Origin of the sequence: Pseudomonas sp. BIGb0176, assembly GCF_024810175.1 — a bacterium.
Taxonomy (GTDB): domain Bacteria; phylum Pseudomonadota; class Gammaproteobacteria; order Pseudomonadales; family Pseudomonadaceae; genus Aquipseudomonas; species Aquipseudomonas protegens.
In genome coordinates this window covers 710,397-730,071 of sequence record NZ_JANUEC010000002.1, presented here as the reverse complement: position 1 = coordinate 730,071, position 19,675 = coordinate 710,397, and the positions used below count along the sequence as shown (strand labels likewise).

The following is a 19,675-nucleotide window of genomic DNA, read 5'->3' as shown; positions in this document are numbered from 1 at the left end:
GGCTGGTGGCAAGGTGCCTTGATCGTGCAGAATCCGCCACATTCCCCCTGTGCCTGGCGTTTTTGTCAGGCGCATCGTCCTGGAGTCTTGCTGATGACCTCATCGCTGTTGCTGGCCGTTATCGCCTCGGGTTTCATTTATGCGATCACCCCCGGGCCCGGAGTGCTGGCGGTGTTCGGCATCGGCGCGGCCCGCGGGCGGCAGGCGGGGGCCGGTTTTCTCTGCGGGCACATGCTGGGCGACGTGGTCTGGTGCAGCACGGCGCTGATCGCCATTGTCGGGGCCCGGGAGATCGGCAGCGATGCGTTCAATATCCTTGGCGTGCTCAGCGGCCTGTACCTGTTCTGGCTCGGCTTGCGGGCCATCCGCAGTAAACCGCGCGATGGCGACGAACCCCAGGGCCCGGCGCGCAACCCGTTCTGGCACGGGATCCTGTTCGGCCTGACCAATCCCAAGGCTTATCCGGTGGCGGTGGCAACCTTCACCGCGCTGCTCTCCAGCCGCGCGGAGCTGTTGACCTGGTCGATGCTGCCGGGGCTGATTGCCCTGAGTTTCCTTGGCGGCCTTGGCGCATACGCTATCCTCATCGGCATCGTCGGCGCGCGTAAGGTACGCAATTGGTACCAGCGCCACGAGCTGGCGATCACCCGGGTCTGCGGGGTGATGTTCATCGGTTTCGCGATCAATGCCCTGCTGCACGCAGTGCCAGGGTTGGTCGGCAACAAGGCGTGACGCGCCGCGCGGGTTGCGACGGTGTGCAGTTGCAGGCTTCGGCCTGCGACCGGGCTCAAGGGATGGGTACTCAGTGCATTTTTCATGGGTAGTAGCTTTCTCTGATGGCAACCAAGAACTCCGCGCCTCTGGCCAGTTTCATCGACCTGCTCCTGGACGCCGTGTGCGCCGTGGATGTCGAGGGTCGCTTCGTGTTCGTCAGCGCCGCCTGTGAGCGGGTCTTCGGCTACACCGCCGACGAGCTGATCGGCCGCCCGATGATCGAGCTGGTGCACCCGGCCGATCGTGAACGTACCTTGCAGGCCGCCCGGGAAATCATGGGCGGGGTGCCCAAGCCGAATTTCGAGAACCGCTACGTGCGCAAGGACGGGCGGGTGGCGCATATTCTCTGGTCGGCGCGCTGGTCGGAAGTGGATCAGTTGCGCATCGCCGTGGCCCGCGACATCACCGAGCGCAAGCAGGCGGAATCCCGGCAGGCGGCGCTGTACGCGATTTCCGAGGCGGCCCATGCCACCGAAGACCTGCTGGTGCTGTTCCGGCATGTGCATCGGATCATCGGCGAATGGCTGCCGGCGCTGAACTGTTCCCTGGCGCTCTACGACGAGCGCAGCGCCAGCCTGAGTTTTCCCTATCACGTCGATGACTGCGAAGGCAGCCCGGAACTGCCGGGCACCTTGATCGAACGCTTCTGCGTCGAGGTGCTGCAATGCGGCCAGCCCTTGCTGCTGGCGCCGGAGTGCCCGGTGAACCGGGTGCTCTGGAGCGAGTTCGCGGCTATCCAGGGTTCGCGCTGCTGGCTGGGCGTGCCGCTGAATTCGCAAAAGGGCACCATCGGCGTGCTGATGGTCAAGAGTGCCCCGGGCACCGAAAGCTACAGCGAACAGGACCAGGAACTCTTGCAGTACGTCAGCGCGCAGCTGGCCGCGGCCATCGAACGCAAGCAGCTGCATGCACGCCTGCACTACATGGCCGAATACGATCAATTGACTCACCTGCCCAACCGCGAACTGCTGCGCGAGCGCCTGCGTTCGGCCCTGGCCCGGGCCCGGCGCGAGTCGGGGCGCATGGCCCTGCTGTATGTCGACCTGGACAAGTTCAAGGAGGTCAACGACACCTGCGGGCACGCGGTGGGGGACATGCTGCTGCAAGCGGTGGCCAACCGGCTCAAGGGCTGCGTGCGGGAAACCGACACCGTGGCGCGGATCGGCGGCGACGAGTTCGTGATCCTGCTGGAGAGCGTGCAGCACAGCGAGGATGCCCAGCGGGTAGCGGAGAAGATCCGGCGGACGCTGGGCGAGCCGCTGCGCCTGGACGGCCACTCGTTGAACATCCTGCCGAGCATCGGCATCGGCCTGTATCCCGAGCATGGCCTGGAGGAAAAGCAGCTGTTCAAGCACGCCGACGAAGCCATGTACGCGGTCAAGCGGGCACAGAAAAGCCGCTCCAACGCCTGAGCCGGCAAGCACCGGATGAAGCCCTGGCCCGGCCGTGCCGGGGTTCACCGTTCGTCGTGCAAGCGAGGGTTTTTCTAAACCTTTGCGCCCCCCACCTTTCCCTATGCAGACGGGAGCCATGGCTTCCGGCAGATCAATTTGCAAGCGGAGAGCCACCTCATGAACCCCATGGCCACAGTCATGCGCGGTGCCGGACTGGCACTGCTCCTGGGCCTTGGCGCCACCAGCGCCCTGGCCCAGTCCCCCGCGGATTTCATCGACGACGCCTCGGCCAAGGGCATGGCCGATATCGAAGCCAGCCGCCTGGCCCACCAGCAGACCTCATCCAAGGCGGTCAAGGAATACACCATTCAGGTGATCAACGACCGCACCACCGCCAACCAGCACCTGGCCAAGATCGCCAAGCAGCTGGACTTGCCGGTCGCCCCCCGGGACCAGGTGATGGACCAGGCCAAGCGCCTGATGCCCCGTGTACCTGAAGCCGAGGGCGAGGACTTCGATCGCGCCTACGCCGCCAGCCAGGTCAAGGCCACCGAAGAAGCCATCGAGCAGATCCAGCAGCAGGCGCAGACCAGCGAGGTGCCGGAGCTCAAGGCATTTGCCGAAGAGACCCTGCCCAAGCTGGAAAACCACCTGCAGATGGCCAAGGCCCTGCAGGCCGGGCGCCGGTCCGACCGGCTGGACGGTTGAGCCCCGCCGTTGCCCCATCCTTGCCCTTTAGTTGGAGAGCACCATGTCGACTCAACCCGTATCCAATCAGTACGCGATGCAGAATCCCCTGACCCAGTACCCCCAGCCGGAATTTCCCGACCAGCCGCAAACGGCGCCGGGCATTGACCAGGACATGATTCCCCGTCCCGACCACGGCGAGCACAGCTATCACGGTTTTGGCCGGTTGCTGGGGCGCAAGGCCCTGATCACCGGCGGCGATTCGGGTATCGGCCGCGCGGCGGCCATTGCTTATGCCCGTGAAGGCGCGGACGTTGCCATCAACTACCTGCCCGAGGAAGAGCGCGACGCCCGCCAGGTGATAGAGCTGATCAAGGCCGCCGGGCGCAAGGCCGTTGCGCTTCCCGGCGATATCAGCGACGAACGTTTCTGCCGCGACCTGGTGCGCCGTGCCCATGAGCAACTGGGTGGGCTGGACATCCTGGTCAACGTGGCGGGCAAGCAGGTGGCGCAGGAGGACATCGCCGACATCAGCACCGCTCAGTTCGACGCCACCTTGAAGACCAACGTGTATGCCTTGTTCTGGATCTGTCAGGCGGCCTTGCCGCTGATGCCGGCTGGCGCCACGGTGATCAACACCGCGTCGATCCAGTCCTACCAGCCTTCGGCCAGCCTCCTGGATTACGCCACCACCAAGGCGGCGATCGTGGCTTTCACCAAGGCCCTGGCCAAACAGGTGATCGGGCGGGGGATCCGGGTCAACGCCGTGGCGCCGGGGCCGATCTGGACCGTACTGCAACCCAGTGGTGGCCAGCCTCGGGAAAAAATCCCGCAGTTCGGCCTGCAAACCCCCATGAAGCGTCCGGGACAGCCGGCCGAATGCGCTCCCCTGTACGTGCTATTGGCGTCGCAGGAATCGAGCTACATCACCGGCGAAGTGTTCGGGGTCACCGGCGGCAACCCTTTGCCCTAGGATGATCGACGCAGGGGCCTGCCTTCGCCGAGCCGATCTCAGCACTGGTTGAGATCGGTCTTGTCCTGCTGGCTGGAGGTGCTGACGGACAGCTCGGAATCGCCGCCCTGGCCGATCTCGCGGTATTCGCGGCGCATCTGCTCCAGCTGCTTGAGGTCCAGCCCGTCCAGGCTGAGCATGGCGTTGTGGGCCGCCTTGGTGGCCCGCAGCAGCTCGTCGATCTTCAAGTGCAGAATGTCGTTGTCGCGGTTCTGGGTGTTCTGGATCAGGAACACCATGAGGAAGGTGATGATGGTGGTGGAGGTATTGATGATCAACTGCCAGGTGTCGTTGAAGTGAAACACCGGCCCGCTGAGCCCCCAGATCAGAATCAGCAACAGCGCGCCGAGAAAGGTTTTCGGGCTGCCGGCCCACATCGACAGCGCTTGCGAAATCTTCGAGAACTTCATGGCCGTGTTCCTTATGGGGAGGTGTCTGAAGGTGTGACAGCAGGGCTCTGGCGAAAGTGCTTTTTTTCCAGTGCCCGCTTACACCTCACAACACTCCTTCGCACAATAAAACAGGATTGTGCTGGAGCTGTCGGGGCGCTGGGCTTAACGTGGCCCGGGCCAGGTGCCCCATGGGGCGCCACGACGCTCAAGGAGGCAGCTTATGTCGGCCAGTACCGGTGCTTCGGTCATCGACCTGTATCACCAGGCGCAAGACTATTTCTTCGTTTCCATCTCCCAGTTCTATCGACGTTTCGGCAGTGGCCTGAGTGCCTATTGCACCGGGGTCGAAGCCAGCAGCCTGAACCTGTTGATGATGAATGTCTGCGCCGTCGACGAGCCGGGGGCGTTGGCCGAAGGCGTGGCGTTCCTGCAGCGCACGGGCATGCCGTTCTGTGTGGTGGTGCCCGAGGCGCTGGTGCCTCGGGTCAGCGGGCAATTGCACCAGCAGCATCTGCTGGCGGCAGACAAGACCACCTGCATGGTGCTCGATCTGACGCGCCATGAGCCCCGGCAAGCGCTTGCGGCGCAGGCCCAGGTGCGCTGTACCGACCTGCGCCTGGAGGATTGGGCGCAGCCCGTGCAGAGTGCATTCGAGTCCGGCGAGGGGGGGATCGAGCAGTACCTGGCCCGGCATCGGGCGGCGCTGTCGGCGGGCCGGGCCCTGAGCCATTTCACCCTGTATGTCGAGGAGCGCCCGGTGAGTGCCCTGACCCTCTCGCTGCTGCCGGGGCTGGCGCGCCTGGATGACATCGGCACCGTGCAGGATTGCCAGGGCCAGGGCTATGCCACGGCGCTGATTCAAGCGGTGCTGGCGTTCGCCCGGGCCAGGGGCGCCAGGACCTGCGTGCTGGAGGCCTCCCTCGATGGCCTGTCGATCTACCGCAAGGCCGGCTTCAAACCGCTGTTCGACTACCGCACCTTCTGCCAGGAATGAGCCCGCCCTAGCGGGCAGCGTTCTGCCGGAACTGGCGCGGGCTGAGCCCGGTCAGGGCCTTGAACTGGCGGCTGAAGGCGCTGTGGTCGGTGTAGCCGCATTGCAGCGCCACCTCGGTGATGGGTTCTTCGGTGAGCAGCAACTGCGAAGCGTGTTCCAGGCGGACCTTGTGGATCATCTGCCGTGGCGTGAGGTGGAAGATGCGCTTGCAGTAGCGCTCCAGCTGGGCAGTGGACAGGCTGGCGATGCGGGTCAGGTCGTCCAGGCGGATGGCCTCGCTGTAGTGCTCGCGGATATGCCGGTCCACCGCTGCCAGGCGTTCATAGGCCGGATGGGTGTCATGGGCGGCCTGCAGGTCCAGGGAGATCCCGGCCATGCCGATGATCTGCCCGTCACGCCCGTACAGCGGCAGTTTGTGGGTCAGGCACCAGCCGGGCTCGCGGCTGCCATACAGATGCAGTTCCAGCTGGCCCTTGATGGTGATGCCCTGGCGCAGCACGCGCTGATCCTGCTCGGTGTAGACCGGGCCGAGCACCGCCGGGAAGACTTCGGCGGAGGTCTTGCCCAGCAGGGGCCGCACATTCTTGAAACCGCAGCGCTGGGCCAGGGTCAGGTTGGCCACTCGGTAGCGGGCCTGCAGGTCCTTGATGAAGAACACCGCGCTGGGGATGCAGTCCAGCAGCGGGGTGATCGGCGCCATATTGGCCAGCAGGCCATTGAGGTCCCGGGGCGCATGGGCGGCGATGGCCCGGGGCAAGTGGTGCAGCTGTGCGCCATCGATCATCGTCTGCCTCTCTCTATGGGGGCTTGGGGGATGGATCTGGGTCGATAAAGCCAATGGTTCAGGGGCCGCCGGTTGCATTGTCGGCGCCGGGGCGTGCCTGCTGGCTGTCGAGCAGCAGCGTGGCAATCCGCGCCGGCACCAGGGGTGCCCGTGGCGGGGTGGGCGCCCAGCCGAACAGGCGGTGGGCCGCGCTGGCACAGACCCGGCCCTGGCAGGCGCCCATGCCGCAGCGGCTCTGCAGCTTGGCCTGGGCCCAGTCGGGGGCTGCGGCCACGGCGGCGTAGGGCACATCCTCGCACCGGCACAGCAGAGTATCAGCTCGGGCCAGTTGCAGGACCTGCGGTTGCAGCTCGAAATGCCGCAGCAGGCGCTCGGCAAAATGCTGCCAGTGACGGCGCTGCTGGATCAGTTCGGCGGCCCGGTCTGCCTGCCCGCTGGCCACACAGCCGGCGATCCGGCCTTCGATCAGCGCCAGTTCGCTGCCACCGATGCCCGTGCACTCGCCGGCGGCCAGGACCTGGGGCAGGCTGCTGCGCTGTTGCTGATCGACCGCGATGGCGCCCTGTTCCAGGCGGCAGCCCAGGTGGTTGGCCAGGCGCACATTGGGCACCAGACCGAAGCCGCAGGCCAGGTAGTCGCAGGGGATTTCCAGGGTGCGCCGGCCCTGGCGGATGCGCACGGCCTGCAGGTGCTGCTCGCCCAGCGCCTCGACCACGTGGGCGTTGCAGCGATAGCTCGGGGTGGCCAGGCTCAGGGCCTGGGCCAGCTTGTTCGGCCAGCGCCACAACTGGGCGGCAAAACCCAGCAGCGAGGCCGCCGGGGCCTGTTCCAGCACCCGCACCACCCGGCCGCCGGCGCGGCGCGCGGTGGCGGCGCTGGCCAGCAGCAAGGGACCGCTGCCGGCGATCACCAGGGTCTTTCCTGCCACCGCCAGGCCGTTCTTGAGCAGCGCTTGCAGGCCGCCGGCCCCGGTCACCCCGGGCAGGGTCCAGCCGGGGAAGGGCAGCAGCAGTTCCTGGGCGCCACAGCACAGGATCAGTTGTTCGAATTCCACGTGCCAGGCCTGCCGGGCATCTTCGAGTAACAGGCTGTGGGTGCCCAGGGTCGAGATGATGCGGGTGGCACTGAGGTAGCGCACCGCCGGGTGCTGCAGCACCTTGAAGTGCTCGGCCTGGGCGGCGCTGGGCGGATGCTGGGGGCCGTGGCGCCAGATCTGGCCGCCGGGGCGCGGGTTGTCATCGACGATCAGGATCGAGCTGGCGCTGTGGCTGGCGGCCTGGGCGGCGGCCAGCCCCGCCGGGCCGCTGCCGACGATGAGGATCTGGCACTGCAGGTGGCGGGCGGTCATTGGCTGCGCTCCACCTGCATGCCGTCCCGGCACAGGGTCTGGCAGGCCAGCTGGCGGCGGCCATCGATGGTCATCCGGCATTCCTGGCAGATGCCCATGCCGCAGAACACGGTCCGCGGCTGGCCACCGCAGGAGGTGCGGGTGCGCGGGTCGGCGCTGCCGGCCACGGCGGCGGCCACGCTGAGGCCGTCGGCCACCTGCAGGGCCTGCTGGTCCAGGTAGATGATCATGGCAAGTCTCCAGTCAGGGCGGCGAAGCGCCCGGGCAGATAGGGGCGCGGGTCGAGCGCCGGGCATTCGCCCAGCATCAGGTCCACCAGCAGTCGCGCGCTGCCGGGGGCGGTGGTGACTCCCAGGCCTTCATGCCCGACCGCCAGCCACAGGCCCGGTTGCCGCGGGTGTTCGCCGAGGATCGGCAGGCCATCCGGCGTGGCAGCGCGAAAGCCGGTCCAGGCGCGGATGCCGTTGAGCTCGGCGAGCGCCGGCAGGTAGTCCACGGCGCGCCGCAGCATGGGCGCCAGTACGCTGGGTTCGATGGCCGGATCGAGGGTGTCGAACTGTCGGGACGAGCCGATCAGCAACTGGCCGGTGGGCCGCGGCTGGACATTGAACGCCACCGAGGTGCCGTGGCTGGCGTGGGCGCTGGCGGCGTAACCCAGCTCCACCAGTTGGTGGCCGACCTGTTGCGGGTAGCGGTCGCTGATCAGCAGATGGCCCTTCTTCGGGCGCAGGGGCAGGGCCGGCAACAGTTCCCGGGCAGCGAAGCCGTTGGCCAGCAGCACCCGTTGTGCCCTCAGCACGCGACCGTCGGCGAGCTCCACCTGGTCCCCGGCGACGCTGCGCACCCGGGCTGCCTGGAGCCTGATCAGCGAAGCGTTGCCGAGCAGCCAGTGGGCGGTGGCCGGGGCGTAGAGGATCGCGTCGCCGGGAATCTTCAGCGCACCGGCCAGGCCTTTGCGCAACATCGGTTCCAGGCTCGCCAGCCGGGTGCTGTCCAGCAGCTCGCCGCTGATGCCGTGGTCGGCCAGGGCCTGCTGCTTGGCCCGCGCCAGGTCCCTCTCGTGGTGGTCGGCGGCCAACCACAAGGTGCCGCAGTTCCGGTAGGCGCAGGCCTCGGGCAGGCGTTCGCGCAACTGCCGCCAGAGGCCCAGGGAGTAGTGACTCAAGGCCAGTTCCGCCGGGTTGTCGTCCATCACCACCAGATGGCCCATGCCGGCCCCGGTGGCACCGCCCCGACCATCGTCGAGCACCTGCACCCGCAGGCCGCGCCGGGCCAGCTCATGGGCGCAGGCGGCACCGATGATGCCGGCGCCCACCACTATCACTTCGGCCTCGGCCACCGGCGTCACGAGCCGATGCCCCAGGCGAACGGATCGCTGTCGTCCAGCAGCAGAGTGGCTTCGGCGCTGATGTGGGCACTGCCGCGAAGGATCGGAATCAGTTGCTCGCCGACCTTCTCATAGTGGGCGCTGAACTGGCTGCCGATGACACTGGCCTGGCGCCAGGCCTGGCCCGGGGCGAGCTTGCCGTCCGCCGCCAGGCACGCCAGCTTGGCGCTGGTGCCGGTGCCGCAGGGCGAACGGTCGTAGGCCTTGCCGGGGCAGAGCACGAAGTTGCGGCTATCGGCTTGCGGGTCGTCGGCGAACAATTCGATGTGGTCGATGACCCCGCCGTCGGCGCCGGTGATGCCGGCGGCTTCCAGGGCCTGGCGCACGTCCCAGGTGTAGTGGGTCAGGGCTTCGACATTGTCCAGGGCAATGCGCTGGCCGTGGTCGCTGATCAGGAAGAACCAATTGCCGCCCCAGGCGATGTCGCCGTGCACCTTGCCGTGGCCGGGCAGTTGCAGCATCACCTGGGTGCGGTAGCGGTAGGCGGGGACGTTGCGCACGCTCACCGACAGGTCCTCGTGCAGGGTGGCCTCGACGGTGCCCACGGGGGTTTCGATACGGTGCACGCCCTGGTCGATGCGCCCCAGGTGATACAGCGAGCGCACCAGGCCAATGGTGCCGTGGCCGCACATGCCCAGGTAGCCACTGTTGTTGAAGAAGATCACTCCGGCACAGGCGTCGCGGGCCTGCGGCTGGCACAGCAGGGCCCCCACCAGTACGTCGCTGCCCCGGGGTTCGAGGACGCAGGCCCGGCGCCACTGGTCGTGCTCGCGCTCCAGGATCTGCAAGCGTTCGGCCATGGAGCCGCGGCCCAGGTCGGGAAAGCCGTCGATGACCAGGCGGGTGGGTTCACCCCCGGTGTGGGAGTCGATCACGGTTATTTTTTTCATGAGGGCACCTGAGGGCAAAGAGCTACAGAGTGGCCTTGGCAGGGGCGCTGCCGCTTGTGGGTTTTCGCTGTCGTGGATGACGAAATCGGCACAGTCCGTTCGGCTGTAGAGGCGGTGTGCGAGGAACATGCCGGTGAGCCGCGAGCGCCGGGCAAGTGTGCCGATTTCGTCTCCTTCGGGGGTGAAAAGTCTCAAGCTGCGACGGGGATAAAAGGCGACTCTGGATTTCGTATCCAACGCCTGTCGGCCCGGCCGACCTCATACAAGGACAAGACCATGAGCCGTAAAACCATCCAGTGGAGCGGTGTGTTCCCCGCAGTGACCACCCAGTTCAACGCCGATTTTTCCCTGAACCTGCAAGCCACCCACAAGGTCATGCGCAGCCTGGTGGACGATGGCGTCTCGGGGCTGGTGGTGTGCGGCACCGTGGGGGAGAACACCTCGTTGACCACCGCGGAAAAACTCGCGGTGATCGAAGTGGCCAAGGACGCCGCCGGCGGCCGGGTGCCGGTGATTGCCGGGGTGGCCGAATTCACCACCGAGTTTGCCCGCAACACTGTGCGCGAGGCCGCCAGGGCCGGGGCCGACGGGGTGATGGTGATGCCCGCCCTGGTGTACTCGGCCAAGCCCCATGAGACCGCCGCGCATTTTCGCGCCGTGGCCACCGGCACCGACCTGCCGGTGATGGTCTACAACAACCCGCCCATCTACAAGAACGACGTCACCCCCGACGTACTGATCGCCCTGCAGGACTGCGAGAACATCGTCTGCTTCAAGGATTCCTCCGGCGATACCCGGCGCTTCATCGACCTGCGCAATGCCGTCGGCGACCGCTTCGTGCTGTTCGCCGGGCTCGATGACGTGGTGGTGGAAAGCGTTGCGGTGGGCGCCGAGGGCTGGGTCTCCGGGATGTCCGTGGCCTTCCCCAAGGAGGGCGAGACGCTGTTCCGCCTGGCCAAGGAAAAGCGCTTCGAGGAAGCCCTGGCCCTGTACCGCTGGTTCATGCCGCTGCTGCACCTGGATGCCCGTCCGGACCTGGTGCAGTGCATCAAGCTCTGCGAGGAACTGGTAGGGCGTGGTTCGTCCATTACCCGGCCGCCGCGCTTGCCACTGCAGGGCGAGACCCTGGCCGAGGTCAAGGCGATTGTCGCCAAGGCCCTGGCCACGCGCCCGAGCCTGCCCAACGTCGGCTTGTAAGGCGTTCACGGGCGCCCAGGGTGAAGGGCGCCCGCTTCCAAACAACAGCTCCGGGCAGCCACAAGGCACAGCCCGGGTGCAGTGCTGCAAGCGTCGGACGGCCCCGCCGACGTGACATTCCATCTGCCCATTCCAATAATCCAAAACAGGCGCAGCCCCATGTCAGGCAAAGGCAAATTCAAGAAACAACTCTCTCTGGTGGACCTGACCTTTATCGGTCTGGGTGCGATTTTCGGTTCCGGCTGGCTGTTCGCAGCCAGCCACGTTTCGGCGATTGCCGGGCCGGCGGGGATCTTTTCCTGGCTGCTGGGCGGCTTTGCCGTACTGCTGCTGGGCATCGTCTACTGCGAGCTGGGGGCAGCCCTGCCCCGGGCCGGCGGGGTAGTGCGCTATCCGGTGTTTTCCCACGGGCCGCTGCTGGGCTACCTGATGGGGTTCATCACCCTGATCGCCTTTTCCAGCCTGGTGGCGATTGAAGTGGTGGCGGCCCGGCAGTACGCCGCGGCCTGGTTCCCGGCGCTGACCCACGAGGGTTCGAGCAACCCGACGATCATCGGCTGGCTGGTGCAGTTCGCCCTGTTGTGCCTGTTCTTCTGGCTCAACTACTACAGCGTCAAGACCTTCGCCAAATCCAACAACTTCATCAGCCTGTTCAAGTTCATCGTGCCGCTGCTGGTGATCGGGGTGCTGTTCACCTTCTTCAAGCCCGATAACTTCCATGTCCAGGGCTTTGCGCCGTTCGGTCTCTCGGGGATCGAGATGGCAGTCTCGGCGGGGGGCATCATCTTTGCCTACCTGGGGCTGACCCCGATCATTTCCGTGGCCAGCGAGGTGCGCAATCCGCAGCGCACCATTCCCATTGCCCTGATCCTTTCGGTGTTGCTCTCGACTCTGATCTACGGCCTGCTGCAACTGGCCTTCCTGGGCAGCATTCCCACGGAAATGCTGGCCAACGGCTGGAGTGGCATCAGCAAGGAGTTCTCTCTGCCGTACCGCGATATCGCCCTGACGCTCGGGGTCGGCTGGCTGGCCTACCTGGTGGTAGCCGACGCGGTGATCTCCCCCAGCGGCTGCGGCAACATCTACATGAACGCCACGCCGCGGGTGGTCTACGGCTGGGCCCGCACCGGGACCTTTTTCAAGATCTTCACCCGCATCGACGAAGAGTCCGGCATTCCGCGTCCGGCGCTGTGGCTGACCTTCGGCCTGTCGGTGTTCTGGACCTTGCCGTTCCCTTCCTGGGAAGCCCTGATCAATGTGGTCTCGGCAGCCCTGGTACTGAGCTATGCAGTGGCGCCCATCAGTGTCGCGGCCTTGCGCAAGAGCGCGCCGGAGTTGGCGCGACCGTTCCGCGTGCGTGGTTTTGCCCTGCTGGGGCCGGTGTCCTTCGTGATCGCGGCGCTGATCGTCTACTGGTCGGGCTGGGGCACGGTGTCCTGGCTGCTGGGGCTGCAGATCCTGATGTTCGTGATCTACCTATTGTGCAAGCGCCTGGTGCCCACCGATCACTTGAGCCTTGGCGAACAGGTGCGTTCGTCCCTGTGGCTGATCGCGTTCTATGCCCTGACCATCGTCATTTCCTACCTGGGCAGCTTCGGCGGCATCGGCGCCCTGGCTCACCCCTTCGACACCCTGACCGTCACCCTCATGGCCCTGTGTATCTACTACTGGGGCGCCAACACCGGCGTGCCCGGCGCCAAGCTGGTGCTGGACGGCGATGAGGTGGAATGAGGGTGCCCACTTTCAAGCAGACGAGGCAAACCATGACTGTTACTGGACAGATGCTGATCGGCCAGCAAGCCGGCTTAGGCACCCACGGGCATATCCATGGGCTGAACGCGGCCACCGGCGAGGTGCTGCAACCGGCTTTTGGCGGGGCCGCACCGGCCGACCTGGAGCGTGCCTGTGCCCTGGCCCAGGCGGCGTTCGAGCCTTATCGGCTGTTGCCGCTGGAGCGGCGGGCGGCGTTTCTGGAGAGTATCGCCAGCCAGATTCTTGAGCTGGGGGATGAACTGATCGAGCGTTGCCTGCTGGAAACCGGCCTGCCCCGTGCCCGCCTGGAAGGCGAGCGCGGGCGCACCGTTGGCCAGTTGCGGCTGTTTGCCGCGGTGGTGCGCAAGGGCGGGTTTCTCGGGGTGCGGATCGACCCGGCGCAGCCCGGGCGCCAGCCTTTGCCCAGGGTCGACCTGCGCTTGCGGCAGATGGGTCTGGGGCCGGTGGCGGTGTTCGGTGCGTCGAACTTTCCTTTGGCCTTTTCCGTGGCCGGCGGCGATACCGCATCGGCCCTGGCGGCGGGCTGCCCGGTGATCGTCAAGGCGCACTCGGCCCACCCCGGCACCTCGGAGCTGGTGGCCCAGGCCATCGCCCGGGCGGCACGGCAGCAGGGAATGCCCGAAGGGGTGTTTTCACTGTTGTTCGACAGTGGCCGGGATATCGGCCAGGGGTTGGTGGCGGACTCGCGGATCAAGGCCGTGGGTTTCACCGGCTCGCGCAGCGGCGGGATGGCCCTGATGCAGATCGCCGCGGCGCGCGCCGAGCCGATCCCGGTGTATGCGGAGATGAGTTCGATCAATCCGGTGCTGCTGTTGCCCCATGCCCTTGAGGAGCGCGGCGAGCAGATCGCCCCGGCGTTTGTCGCCTCGCTGACCCAGGGCGCCGGGCAGTTCTGCACCAACCCGGGGTTGATCCTGGCCGTCGATGGGCCGGCGTTGCAGCGTTTTGAGCGGGCCGCCGCCGAGGCCCTCGGCCACGTGGCGGCGCAGACCATGCTCACGCCGGGCATTTACCGCAGCTACTGCCAAGGCGTGGCCAGCCTCGCGGCGCATGCCCGGGTGCAGCTCCTGGCCCAGGGCCCGGAAGGGCAGGGCCAGCAGGCGCGCGGGGCATTGTTCGCCACCTCGGCCGCGGCGTTCATGGCGTGCCCCGAGTTGCGCGGGGAGATCTTTGGCCCGGCCTCGCTGATTGTCCGCTGCGCCGACTTGACTGTCCTGCAACAGGTACTGCGCAGCCTGGAGGGCCAGCTGACCATTGCCATTCACCTGGTCGAGGGCGATCAGCCGCAGGTGCGGGCGCTGCTGCCGCTGCTGGAGAGCAAGGCCGGGCGCCTGCTGGCCAACGGTTTCGGCACCGGTGTCGAAGTGGCCCATGCCATGGTCCATGGCGGGCCGTTCCCGGCCACTTCCGACAGCCGCAGCACTTCCGTGGGCAGCCTGGCGATCCAGCGCTTCCTGCGCCCGGTGTCCTACCAGGACCTGCCCGAGTCGCTGTTGCCGGCTGAACTGCACAGCGCCAATCCGTTGCAGGTGCCGCAGCTGCTCGACGGCCAGGGCCCGGGCTGACCCGAGGCGCGCCTGCTCTCCTCGGGAGTGCCGGCGCGCCTGCTCATCCTTCTTGCCTTACCTATCCGCAAACTCTCCCACAGGAGCGTTCCCCACCTGCCATAGAGGTTCCTGCATGTCTGAATACATCACCCTGTCACTGGATGAAGTCTGTGCTCTGTCCTATCAGGTCCTCACTCGCCACGGCCTGTCCGACGCCCATGCCCGGGCGATCGCCGAAGTCATCACCCAGGGCCAGCGTGACGAGTGCCACTCCCATGGGGTGTATCGTCTGCTGGGCTGCGTACGTTCGGTGCGCGAGGGCCGGATAGACCCCCGGGCCGAACCCAGCCTGCGGCATGTTTCTCCCGGGGTGCTGGAGGTGGATGCCCATTACGGCTACTCCCTGCTGGGTTTTCATACCGGTTTGCCGCTGCTGGTGGAAAAGGCCCGCAGCCAGGGCATCGCCGCCATGGTGATCAAGCGCTGCTTCCACTTTTCCGCGTTGTGGCCGGAGGTGGAGGCGATTGCCGACTACGGCCTGGTGGGGATGGCGATGAACCCCAGCCATAGCTGGGTGGCCCCGGCGGGCGGGCGTCATCCGGTGTTCGGCACCAACCCCCTGGCCTTTGCCTGGCCGCGCCCGGGGGGCCAGCCTTTTGTCTTTGACTTCGCCACCAGTGCCATTGCCCGGGGGGATATCGAACTGCATGCACGCCAGGGCAAGCCGATTCCCGAGCACTGGGCCATCGACGCCGATGGCCAGCCCACCACTGATGCCAAGGCGGCGTTGCAGGGCGCCATGCAGACGTTCGGCGGGCACAAGGGCTCGGCCCTGGCGGCGATGATCGAGTTGCTGGCCGGTGCCCTGATCGGCGACCTGACCAGTGCCGAGTCCATGGCCTTCGATGGAGGCGTGGGGGCTACGCCCTGCCATGGGGAACTGGTGCTGGCGTTCGATCCCAGGGTGTTTTTGGGGGAGGGCTATGAGCAGGGGCTGGAACGGGCGGAAGGGTTGTTCGCGGCGATTGCCCGACAGGGCGCACGGCTGCCGTCACAGCGGCGTTTTGCGGCCCGGGCCCGCAGCCTGGAGCACGGAGTGCAGATTCCCCGAGGGCTGCTGGAGGATATTCGCGGGTTGCTCTGAGGCCTGTTCACCGGCAGACGGCTCCTGCGGATGAGTGCAGGAGCCGGCTTTACGGCATCAGAAGCGTACGTTGGCCGCCAGCTCGGCGGAGCGCCCCGGCGCGACGGTGGCGAACATCCCCACGTGGGAGGCGTCGTAGTAAGTCTCGTCGGTGAGGTTGAGCACGTTGAGTTGCAGGTCCAGGTTCTTGTTCACCCGGTAGGCGAGCATGGCGTCGTAGCGCCAGTAGGAATCGAGGCTGCGGGTGTTTTCATCGTTGGTATAGCGCTTGTCCACATAGTTGGCGCCGCCGCCGACCTTCCAGCGGTCGGTGAGGGCGTAGGTGGTCCAGACCGAGCCGCTGTTGGGGGCGATGAACTTGGCCTGGTTGCCATCGAAGTTGGTGTTTTTTCCGGACGCATACTTGACCGTCTTGGCATCCAGGTAGGTGTAGCCCGCCATCACTTCCCACTGCTCGGTGAGATGGCCGGTGGCTCCCACTTCAAACCCCTTCACCTCGACGTCGCCGTCCAGCGTGACCTCGTTGCTGATCGGGTCGTAGGTCCGGGCGTTGGTCTTCTCGGTCTTGAACAGGGCCGCGGTCAGGGACAGGCGTTCGTTCAGCAGGTCCCACTTGGTGCCCAGCTCGATGCTGCGGCTCTTTTCCGGATCCAGGTTGCTCAACCGCCCGCCCGCGGCGCCGTCGGCCCCCCCGGATTGCCCGGCGGTTTCCCCCGATGGGTTGAACGAAGTGCCGTAGGACAGGTAGATGCTGCCGTACGGCAGGGGCTTGAAGACGATGCCGCTCTGGTAGGTCCAGAGGTTGCTGCGGTTGCTCTGCACACCATCTCGCACGTGGTAGTTGTCGAAGCGCGCCCCCAGGTTCAGGTCCCATTGTTCATGCAGGGCCATGGTGTCCATCACGTACAGGGCGCGGTTGTTGTGCTTGGTGACGCGATGCTGGCCATCGCCGCGTGGCACCGGGGTGAAGGGATCCTTGGGGTTAGGGTGGTTCAGGTCACCGAGGTCGGCGCTGCCCGCGCTGCCATAGCGGTTTTTCTCGTCGATCCGTTCCCGGGAGAATTCCAGGCCGGCGCTGTAGCTGTGGCCGATGGAGCCAGTGTCGAACTTGCCGAAAATATCGGTCTGGTTGATCAGCGAGGTATTGACCACGTTACGTGGGCGAGCGGTGCGTTGTGCGAGGTTGTTGCGCTCCTGGGCCGGTGTCGCAATCGGCCGGCTCATGATGTAGTCCTGCATGCTGCGCCCCTGGCGTGTGGTGTTGCGCAGGGTCAGGTGGTCATTGAAGTCGTGTTCCAGTTGCAGGGTGAAAAGGTCGGCCGAGGTCTTGCGGAAGTCGCGTTTGCTGAAGCCGTAGAAATTGTCCCGGTCGACCTTGACCGGCTTGCCGCTGATGGCCGATACCGGAACACCCTGGTCGGGAATGTCGTCGCTCTGCATGTGGTAGTAGCTGAGGGTGCCGCGGGTATCGGTGTTCAGGCCGAAGGAAAAGCTCGGCGCCAGGCCCCAGCGGGTGACTTCCACATCGTCGCGCCCGGGGGTATCGGCTTCATGCTTCATGGCGTTCAGGCGCAGCGCCATGTTCTGTTCGGGCAGGTACTGGTTGAGGTCGACGGTGGTGCGGCGCAGTTGATCGGTGCCCAGGGTCAGGCTGCCGGCGGCGAAGGTTTCCTGCTGCGGCACTTTGCTGACCAGGTTGATGGTGCCGCCGGTGGAACCGCGCCCCGCGTAGGCCGAGCCCGGGCCCTTGACGATCTCGATCTGCTCGACGTTGAAGGCTTCGTGGGTCATGCGCCCGACATCGCGAATGCCGTCGATCATGATGTCGGTGCTGGCTTCGAAACCACGGATGAAGGGCCGGTCGCCCAGCGGCGTGCCGCCTTCGCCCGCGCCGAAGGTGATTCCCGGCGTGGTGCGCAGGGCATCGGCCAGGGTCGACACCGCACGCTCCTGCATCAGGGATTCGGTGATGATGGTCACCGACTTCGGGGTTTCGCGCAGCGGTGCGGTGAACTTCACCGAATCCGATGTTTCGCGCTTGTATCCCGGCTTGTGTTCGCCCTTGACGTGGGTGGTGCCGAGGGTGACGGATGCCGTGTCGGATGGGCGTTCGGTGGATTGCTCGGTGGCGCCGAGGCTGGCTTCGCTAAGGGCCATCAAACCGAGGGATGTGGACCACAACTTCCATGGGTGTGGGCGGGCAGGACTGGACATTTCAGATAAAGCCTCCGTTTTATTTGGAAGCGATTCTCATATGCGAATTTATGTCATTCAATCAGAACTATCTGAACAATCATGTCGAAAAGTGTATGCGTCGTTGTATGCGCGATAGCCGGCCCCTCCTCAGGACCGCTACCAAGGGGCCGTGGCCTGTTGCTGAACCGGAGGGTTCTTTTTTTTCCGGCGTTGCGGTTTCATGAGCGCCCCCTTTCAGGAAGCTCACGGATGAACCTGCATTTCGAAACCGCCCGCCTGTTGCTGCGCCCCCGTACCCTTGAGCACTTCCAGGCGTGCCTGGGTATGGATCAGGATCCCGAAGTCACGCGCTTCATCCCCGGGACCTGGGATGGCGGGCAGTGGCACAGGGACTTTTTACAGGGGCGCATGACCCAGGATTTCGGCCCGCGCTGCGGGTATTGGGCGATCTTCGCCAAGGACGCGCCGGATGAGTTGCTGGGCTGGGTTTCCTTCATTCCCTTCGATGCTGTGGGGCCCGAGCTGGAAATGGGCTGGCGCCTGGTGCGGCGGGCCTGGGGGCGGGGTTTTGCCAGCGAGGCCGCGCGGCGGATCGTCGAGCATGCGTTTGCCGACCCGGCGGTGCAGCGCATAGTCGCCGATGCCCATGTCGACAATGAGGCGTCGTTGGCGGTGGCGCGCAAGGTCGGTTTTCGCTTCACCCACAATGCCGATTTCGAAGGCTTGCCCTGCCGCTTCTTTGCAATGACCCGTGAGGATTTTTGCCAGCAACGGTCGGCTGGCTGAGGCGGGGGGGGCAAGCGTGGGGCGCCGTTGGCGGCGCCCCGTATGGTCCATGCCTGCCGTCAGAGGTGGCGGCTGACCCACCACAGCACCAGGAAGGCAATGACGGCCACCAGGGCCGCGAACTGGAACAGATTGATCAGCCACTTCAGGCCCAGGGGGAATTTCCTGTAGTCCTTCACGTTCAGGCCGCCGTTGCGCAGGAACAGGTGGGGCATGGCGAACAGTGCGCCGATGCACAGCAGCATGAAGAAACGGCTAAGGGGGTCCTTGCCCAGGAGCGGCATGCGGATGGCAATGACCCGGCAGCGCGACAGGTGCTTGACCATGTCATCAAGCCTGAAATAGCCCAGGTAGACCTGGATCGCCAGGGACACCAGCCCGGCCATGACCACCAGGACCCAACCCGCGGTATAGATATCTTTTGCGTTACACATATCTCTTCAGTGACCTCCTCAAGGTGGCGACCACGCGCTCAGCGTATTGCTCCTCCAGTGAGCCCTGGCACGCAGGGCAGCCGGCCACCATAGCACTTTGGGAGCGGTGTCGGGCGCAGGTGCTCCGGTACCCAGGGGTCAATGAGCGCCGCATCAGGGCTGTTTAGCGCGGTCGTAGCCCTGGTCGGAGGCTGGGAGAGAGGGGGGGGGCAGGGCGGCCCTAGAGTTTGGCGCAACGCTCCACATCGGCCTGGGTGGTGACCTGGGTGTCGATGCCCAGGCGGTATTTGCAATAGTCGATGATCATCTGGCGCTGTTCATCGGTGAGCTTTTCCACGCGCCGGTAGTCGCCGTCATTGGCGTGGATGTTGAAGAATTCCAGGCGCAGGGTCGGGGATGTCTTGATAAACCAGCGGGTATGGGTTTCAGCCTCTTCAAGCTCGGTGTAGTAACCGAGGTTGAGCACCATCAGCAGGATGAGGGAGAGCAGCAACAGCAGTGTTTTCAAGGCACGGCTCCTTCCGTGGGGGGGCGCCAGGGGCGCGGGCTGCGAATGCTTCAGGTTTTTCCCCGGCTTGGCAAGCGCTCGGGCAGGAGGGGGGACAGCATCGATGGCGGGATTGGCTTCAGGTTCAGCAAGCAGACAGTTGCGCACTGGTAAAAATATCGGCACGCCTGGCAGGAGCCGGGCGGTGACAGGGGGCAAATGGTTTCAAGCGGATTCACGGCAGGTTGCCAAGAGTCTGCCGGGGCGAATGGCCCGGTGCATCCGTTTGCAAGCCGCAGAGCGATCGTGGGCTCTGTACGAAAACTACCTGCGCTTCGATCAGACTGCGTTAAAAACAGGCTCGGAATGCTCATTTAGGTTCCTAAACTCCGCTTCCTCGCCTGTTTTTGCCTTGCCTGATCTTTGCTCGGCGAGTTTTCGTACAGACC

At 65.7% G+C, this 19,675-nt stretch carries 19 protein-coding genes; 10 read left to right on the top strand and 9 right to left on the bottom strand.

Annotation, left to right across the window (positions count from 1 at the left end; genetic code table 11):
• Positions 1 to 93: 93 nt before the first annotated feature.
• The 4 genes from M2395_RS14230 to M2395_RS14215 all read left to right on the top strand — a co-directional run bounded on the left by M2395_RS14230 (position 94) and on the right by M2395_RS14215 (position 3,828).
• Positions 94 to 732 (top strand): LysE family translocator, encoded by a 639-nt coding sequence (locus M2395_RS14230; RefSeq protein ID WP_011059744.1) that lies wholly within the window; start codon positions 94 to 96, stop codon positions 730 to 732.
• A 104-nt stretch (positions 733 to 836) separates the two neighbouring features.
• Positions 837 to 2,186, top strand: a complete 1,350-nt coding sequence (locus tag M2395_RS14225) for a bifunctional diguanylate cyclase/phosphodiesterase (protein ID WP_011059745.1) — start codon at positions 837 to 839, stop codon at positions 2,184 to 2,186.
• Between the two features lie 159 nt (positions 2,187 to 2,345).
• Positions 2,346 to 2,876: a DUF4142 domain-containing protein gene (locus M2395_RS14220; protein ID WP_123430198.1), complete on the top strand. Its 531-nt coding sequence runs from the start codon at positions 2,346 to 2,348 to the stop codon at positions 2,874 to 2,876.
• A 43-nt stretch (positions 2,877 to 2,919) separates the two neighbouring features.
• Positions 2,920 to 3,828, top strand: coding sequence for an SDR family oxidoreductase (locus M2395_RS14215; protein WP_072443239.1), 909 nt, complete (start codon positions 2,920 to 2,922; stop codon positions 3,826 to 3,828).
• A gap of 38 nt (positions 3,829 to 3,866) precedes the next feature.
• On the opposite strand, the gene M2395_RS14210 is transcribed toward M2395_RS14215, so the two are convergent.
• Positions 3,867 to 4,277, bottom strand: coding sequence for a low affinity iron permease family protein (locus tag M2395_RS14210; protein WP_072451069.1), 411 nt, complete (start codon positions 4,275 to 4,277; stop codon positions 3,867 to 3,869).
• A 202-nt stretch (positions 4,278 to 4,479) separates the two neighbouring features.
• Between M2395_RS14210 and M2395_RS14205 the strand changes: the two genes are divergently transcribed.
• The gene (locus M2395_RS14205; protein ID WP_041116421.1) at positions 4,480 to 5,253 is read left to right on the top strand and encodes a GNAT family N-acetyltransferase; all 774 of its coding nucleotides are present in this window, start codon (positions 4,480 to 4,482) and stop codon (positions 5,251 to 5,253) included.
• Positions 5,254 to 5,260: 7 nt separating this feature from the next.
• Here the strand turns inward: M2395_RS14205 and M2395_RS14200 are convergent, their stop codons facing one another.
• Genes M2395_RS14200 through M2395_RS14180 form a run of 5 tightly spaced genes read right to left on the bottom strand, consistent with a single transcriptional unit; the run spans position 5,261 to position 9,662 of the window.
• Positions 5,261 to 6,037, bottom strand: coding sequence for an AraC family transcriptional regulator (locus M2395_RS14200; RefSeq protein ID WP_011059750.1), 777 nt, complete (start codon positions 6,035 to 6,037; stop codon positions 5,261 to 5,263).
• A gap of 58 nt (positions 6,038 to 6,095) precedes the next feature.
• Positions 6,096 to 7,385 (bottom strand): FAD/NAD(P)-binding oxidoreductase, encoded by a 1,290-nt coding sequence (locus M2395_RS14195; protein ID WP_123397652.1) that lies wholly within the window; start codon positions 7,383 to 7,385, stop codon positions 6,096 to 6,098.
• Entirely contained in the window at positions 7,382 to 7,615 is a 234-nt protein-coding gene (locus M2395_RS14190; protein ID WP_011059752.1) for a 2Fe-2S iron-sulfur cluster-binding protein, read from the bottom strand. Before M2395_RS14190 ends, M2395_RS14195 begins: the two co-directional genes overlap by 4 nt.
• Positions 7,612 to 8,733, bottom strand: coding sequence for an FAD-binding oxidoreductase (locus M2395_RS14185; RefSeq protein ID WP_123430199.1), 1,122 nt, complete (start codon positions 8,731 to 8,733; stop codon positions 7,612 to 7,614). The genes M2395_RS14190 and M2395_RS14185 overlap by 4 nt, the downstream gene beginning before the upstream one ends.
• Positions 8,730 to 9,662 (bottom strand): 4-hydroxyproline epimerase, encoded by a 933-nt coding sequence (locus M2395_RS14180; protein WP_123430200.1) that lies wholly within the window; start codon positions 9,660 to 9,662, stop codon positions 8,730 to 8,732. Before M2395_RS14180 ends, M2395_RS14185 begins: the two co-directional genes overlap by 4 nt.
• 276 nt (positions 9,663 to 9,938) lie before the next feature.
• Here M2395_RS14180 and M2395_RS14175 point away from each other — a divergent pair, with 276 nt between their 5' ends.
• From M2395_RS14175 to M2395_RS14160, 4 genes are all read left to right on the top strand, one after another.
• The gene (locus M2395_RS14175) at positions 9,939 to 10,859 is read left to right on the top strand and encodes a dihydrodipicolinate synthase family protein (protein ID WP_065364414.1); all 921 of its coding nucleotides are present in this window, start codon (positions 9,939 to 9,941) and stop codon (positions 10,857 to 10,859) included.
• Positions 10,860 to 11,018: 159 nt separating this feature from the next.
• Positions 11,019 to 12,590, top strand: coding sequence for an APC family permease (locus M2395_RS14170; RefSeq protein WP_015634493.1), 1,572 nt, complete (start codon positions 11,019 to 11,021; stop codon positions 12,588 to 12,590).
• A 32-nt stretch (positions 12,591 to 12,622) separates the two neighbouring features.
• The gene (locus M2395_RS14165) at positions 12,623 to 14,197 is read left to right on the top strand and encodes an aldehyde dehydrogenase (NADP(+)) (RefSeq protein ID WP_053149527.1); all 1,575 of its coding nucleotides are present in this window, start codon (positions 12,623 to 12,625) and stop codon (positions 14,195 to 14,197) included.
• A gap of 115 nt (positions 14,198 to 14,312) precedes the next feature.
• Positions 14,313 to 15,323, top strand: a complete 1,011-nt coding sequence (locus tag M2395_RS14160; protein WP_123430201.1) for an Ldh family oxidoreductase — start codon at positions 14,313 to 14,315, stop codon at positions 15,321 to 15,323.
• Between the two features lie 57 nt (positions 15,324 to 15,380).
• Here M2395_RS14160 and M2395_RS14155 read toward each other — a convergent pair whose 3' ends face one another.
• Positions 15,381 to 17,537 carry a TonB-dependent siderophore receptor gene (locus M2395_RS14155; protein WP_123430202.1) on the bottom strand — a complete coding sequence of 719 codons (2,157 nt, stop codon included), beginning with the start codon at positions 17,535 to 17,537 and terminating at the stop codon, positions 15,381 to 15,383.
• 231 nt (positions 17,538 to 17,768) lie between these two features.
• On the opposite strand from M2395_RS14155, the gene M2395_RS14150 reads away from it, so the two are divergent.
• Positions 17,769 to 18,305 carry a GNAT family N-acetyltransferase gene (locus tag M2395_RS14150; RefSeq protein ID WP_015634497.1) on the top strand — a complete coding sequence of 179 codons (537 nt, stop codon included), beginning with the start codon at positions 17,769 to 17,771 and terminating at the stop codon, positions 18,303 to 18,305.
• Between the two features lie 59 nt (positions 18,306 to 18,364).
• On the opposite strand, the gene M2395_RS14145 is transcribed toward M2395_RS14150, so the two are convergent.
• Both M2395_RS14145 and M2395_RS14140 read right to left on the bottom strand, forming a co-directional pair.
• On the bottom strand, positions 18,365 to 18,739 hold the full coding sequence (locus tag M2395_RS14145) for a hypothetical protein (RefSeq protein WP_015634498.1): 375 nt from the start codon (positions 18,737 to 18,739) through the stop codon (positions 18,365 to 18,367).
• Positions 18,740 to 18,959: 220 nt separating this feature from the next.
• The gene (locus M2395_RS14140; RefSeq protein ID WP_015634499.1) at positions 18,960 to 19,247 is read right to left on the bottom strand and encodes a hypothetical protein; all 288 of its coding nucleotides are present in this window, start codon (positions 19,245 to 19,247) and stop codon (positions 18,960 to 18,962) included.
• Positions 19,248 to 19,675 lie beyond the last annotated feature (428 nt).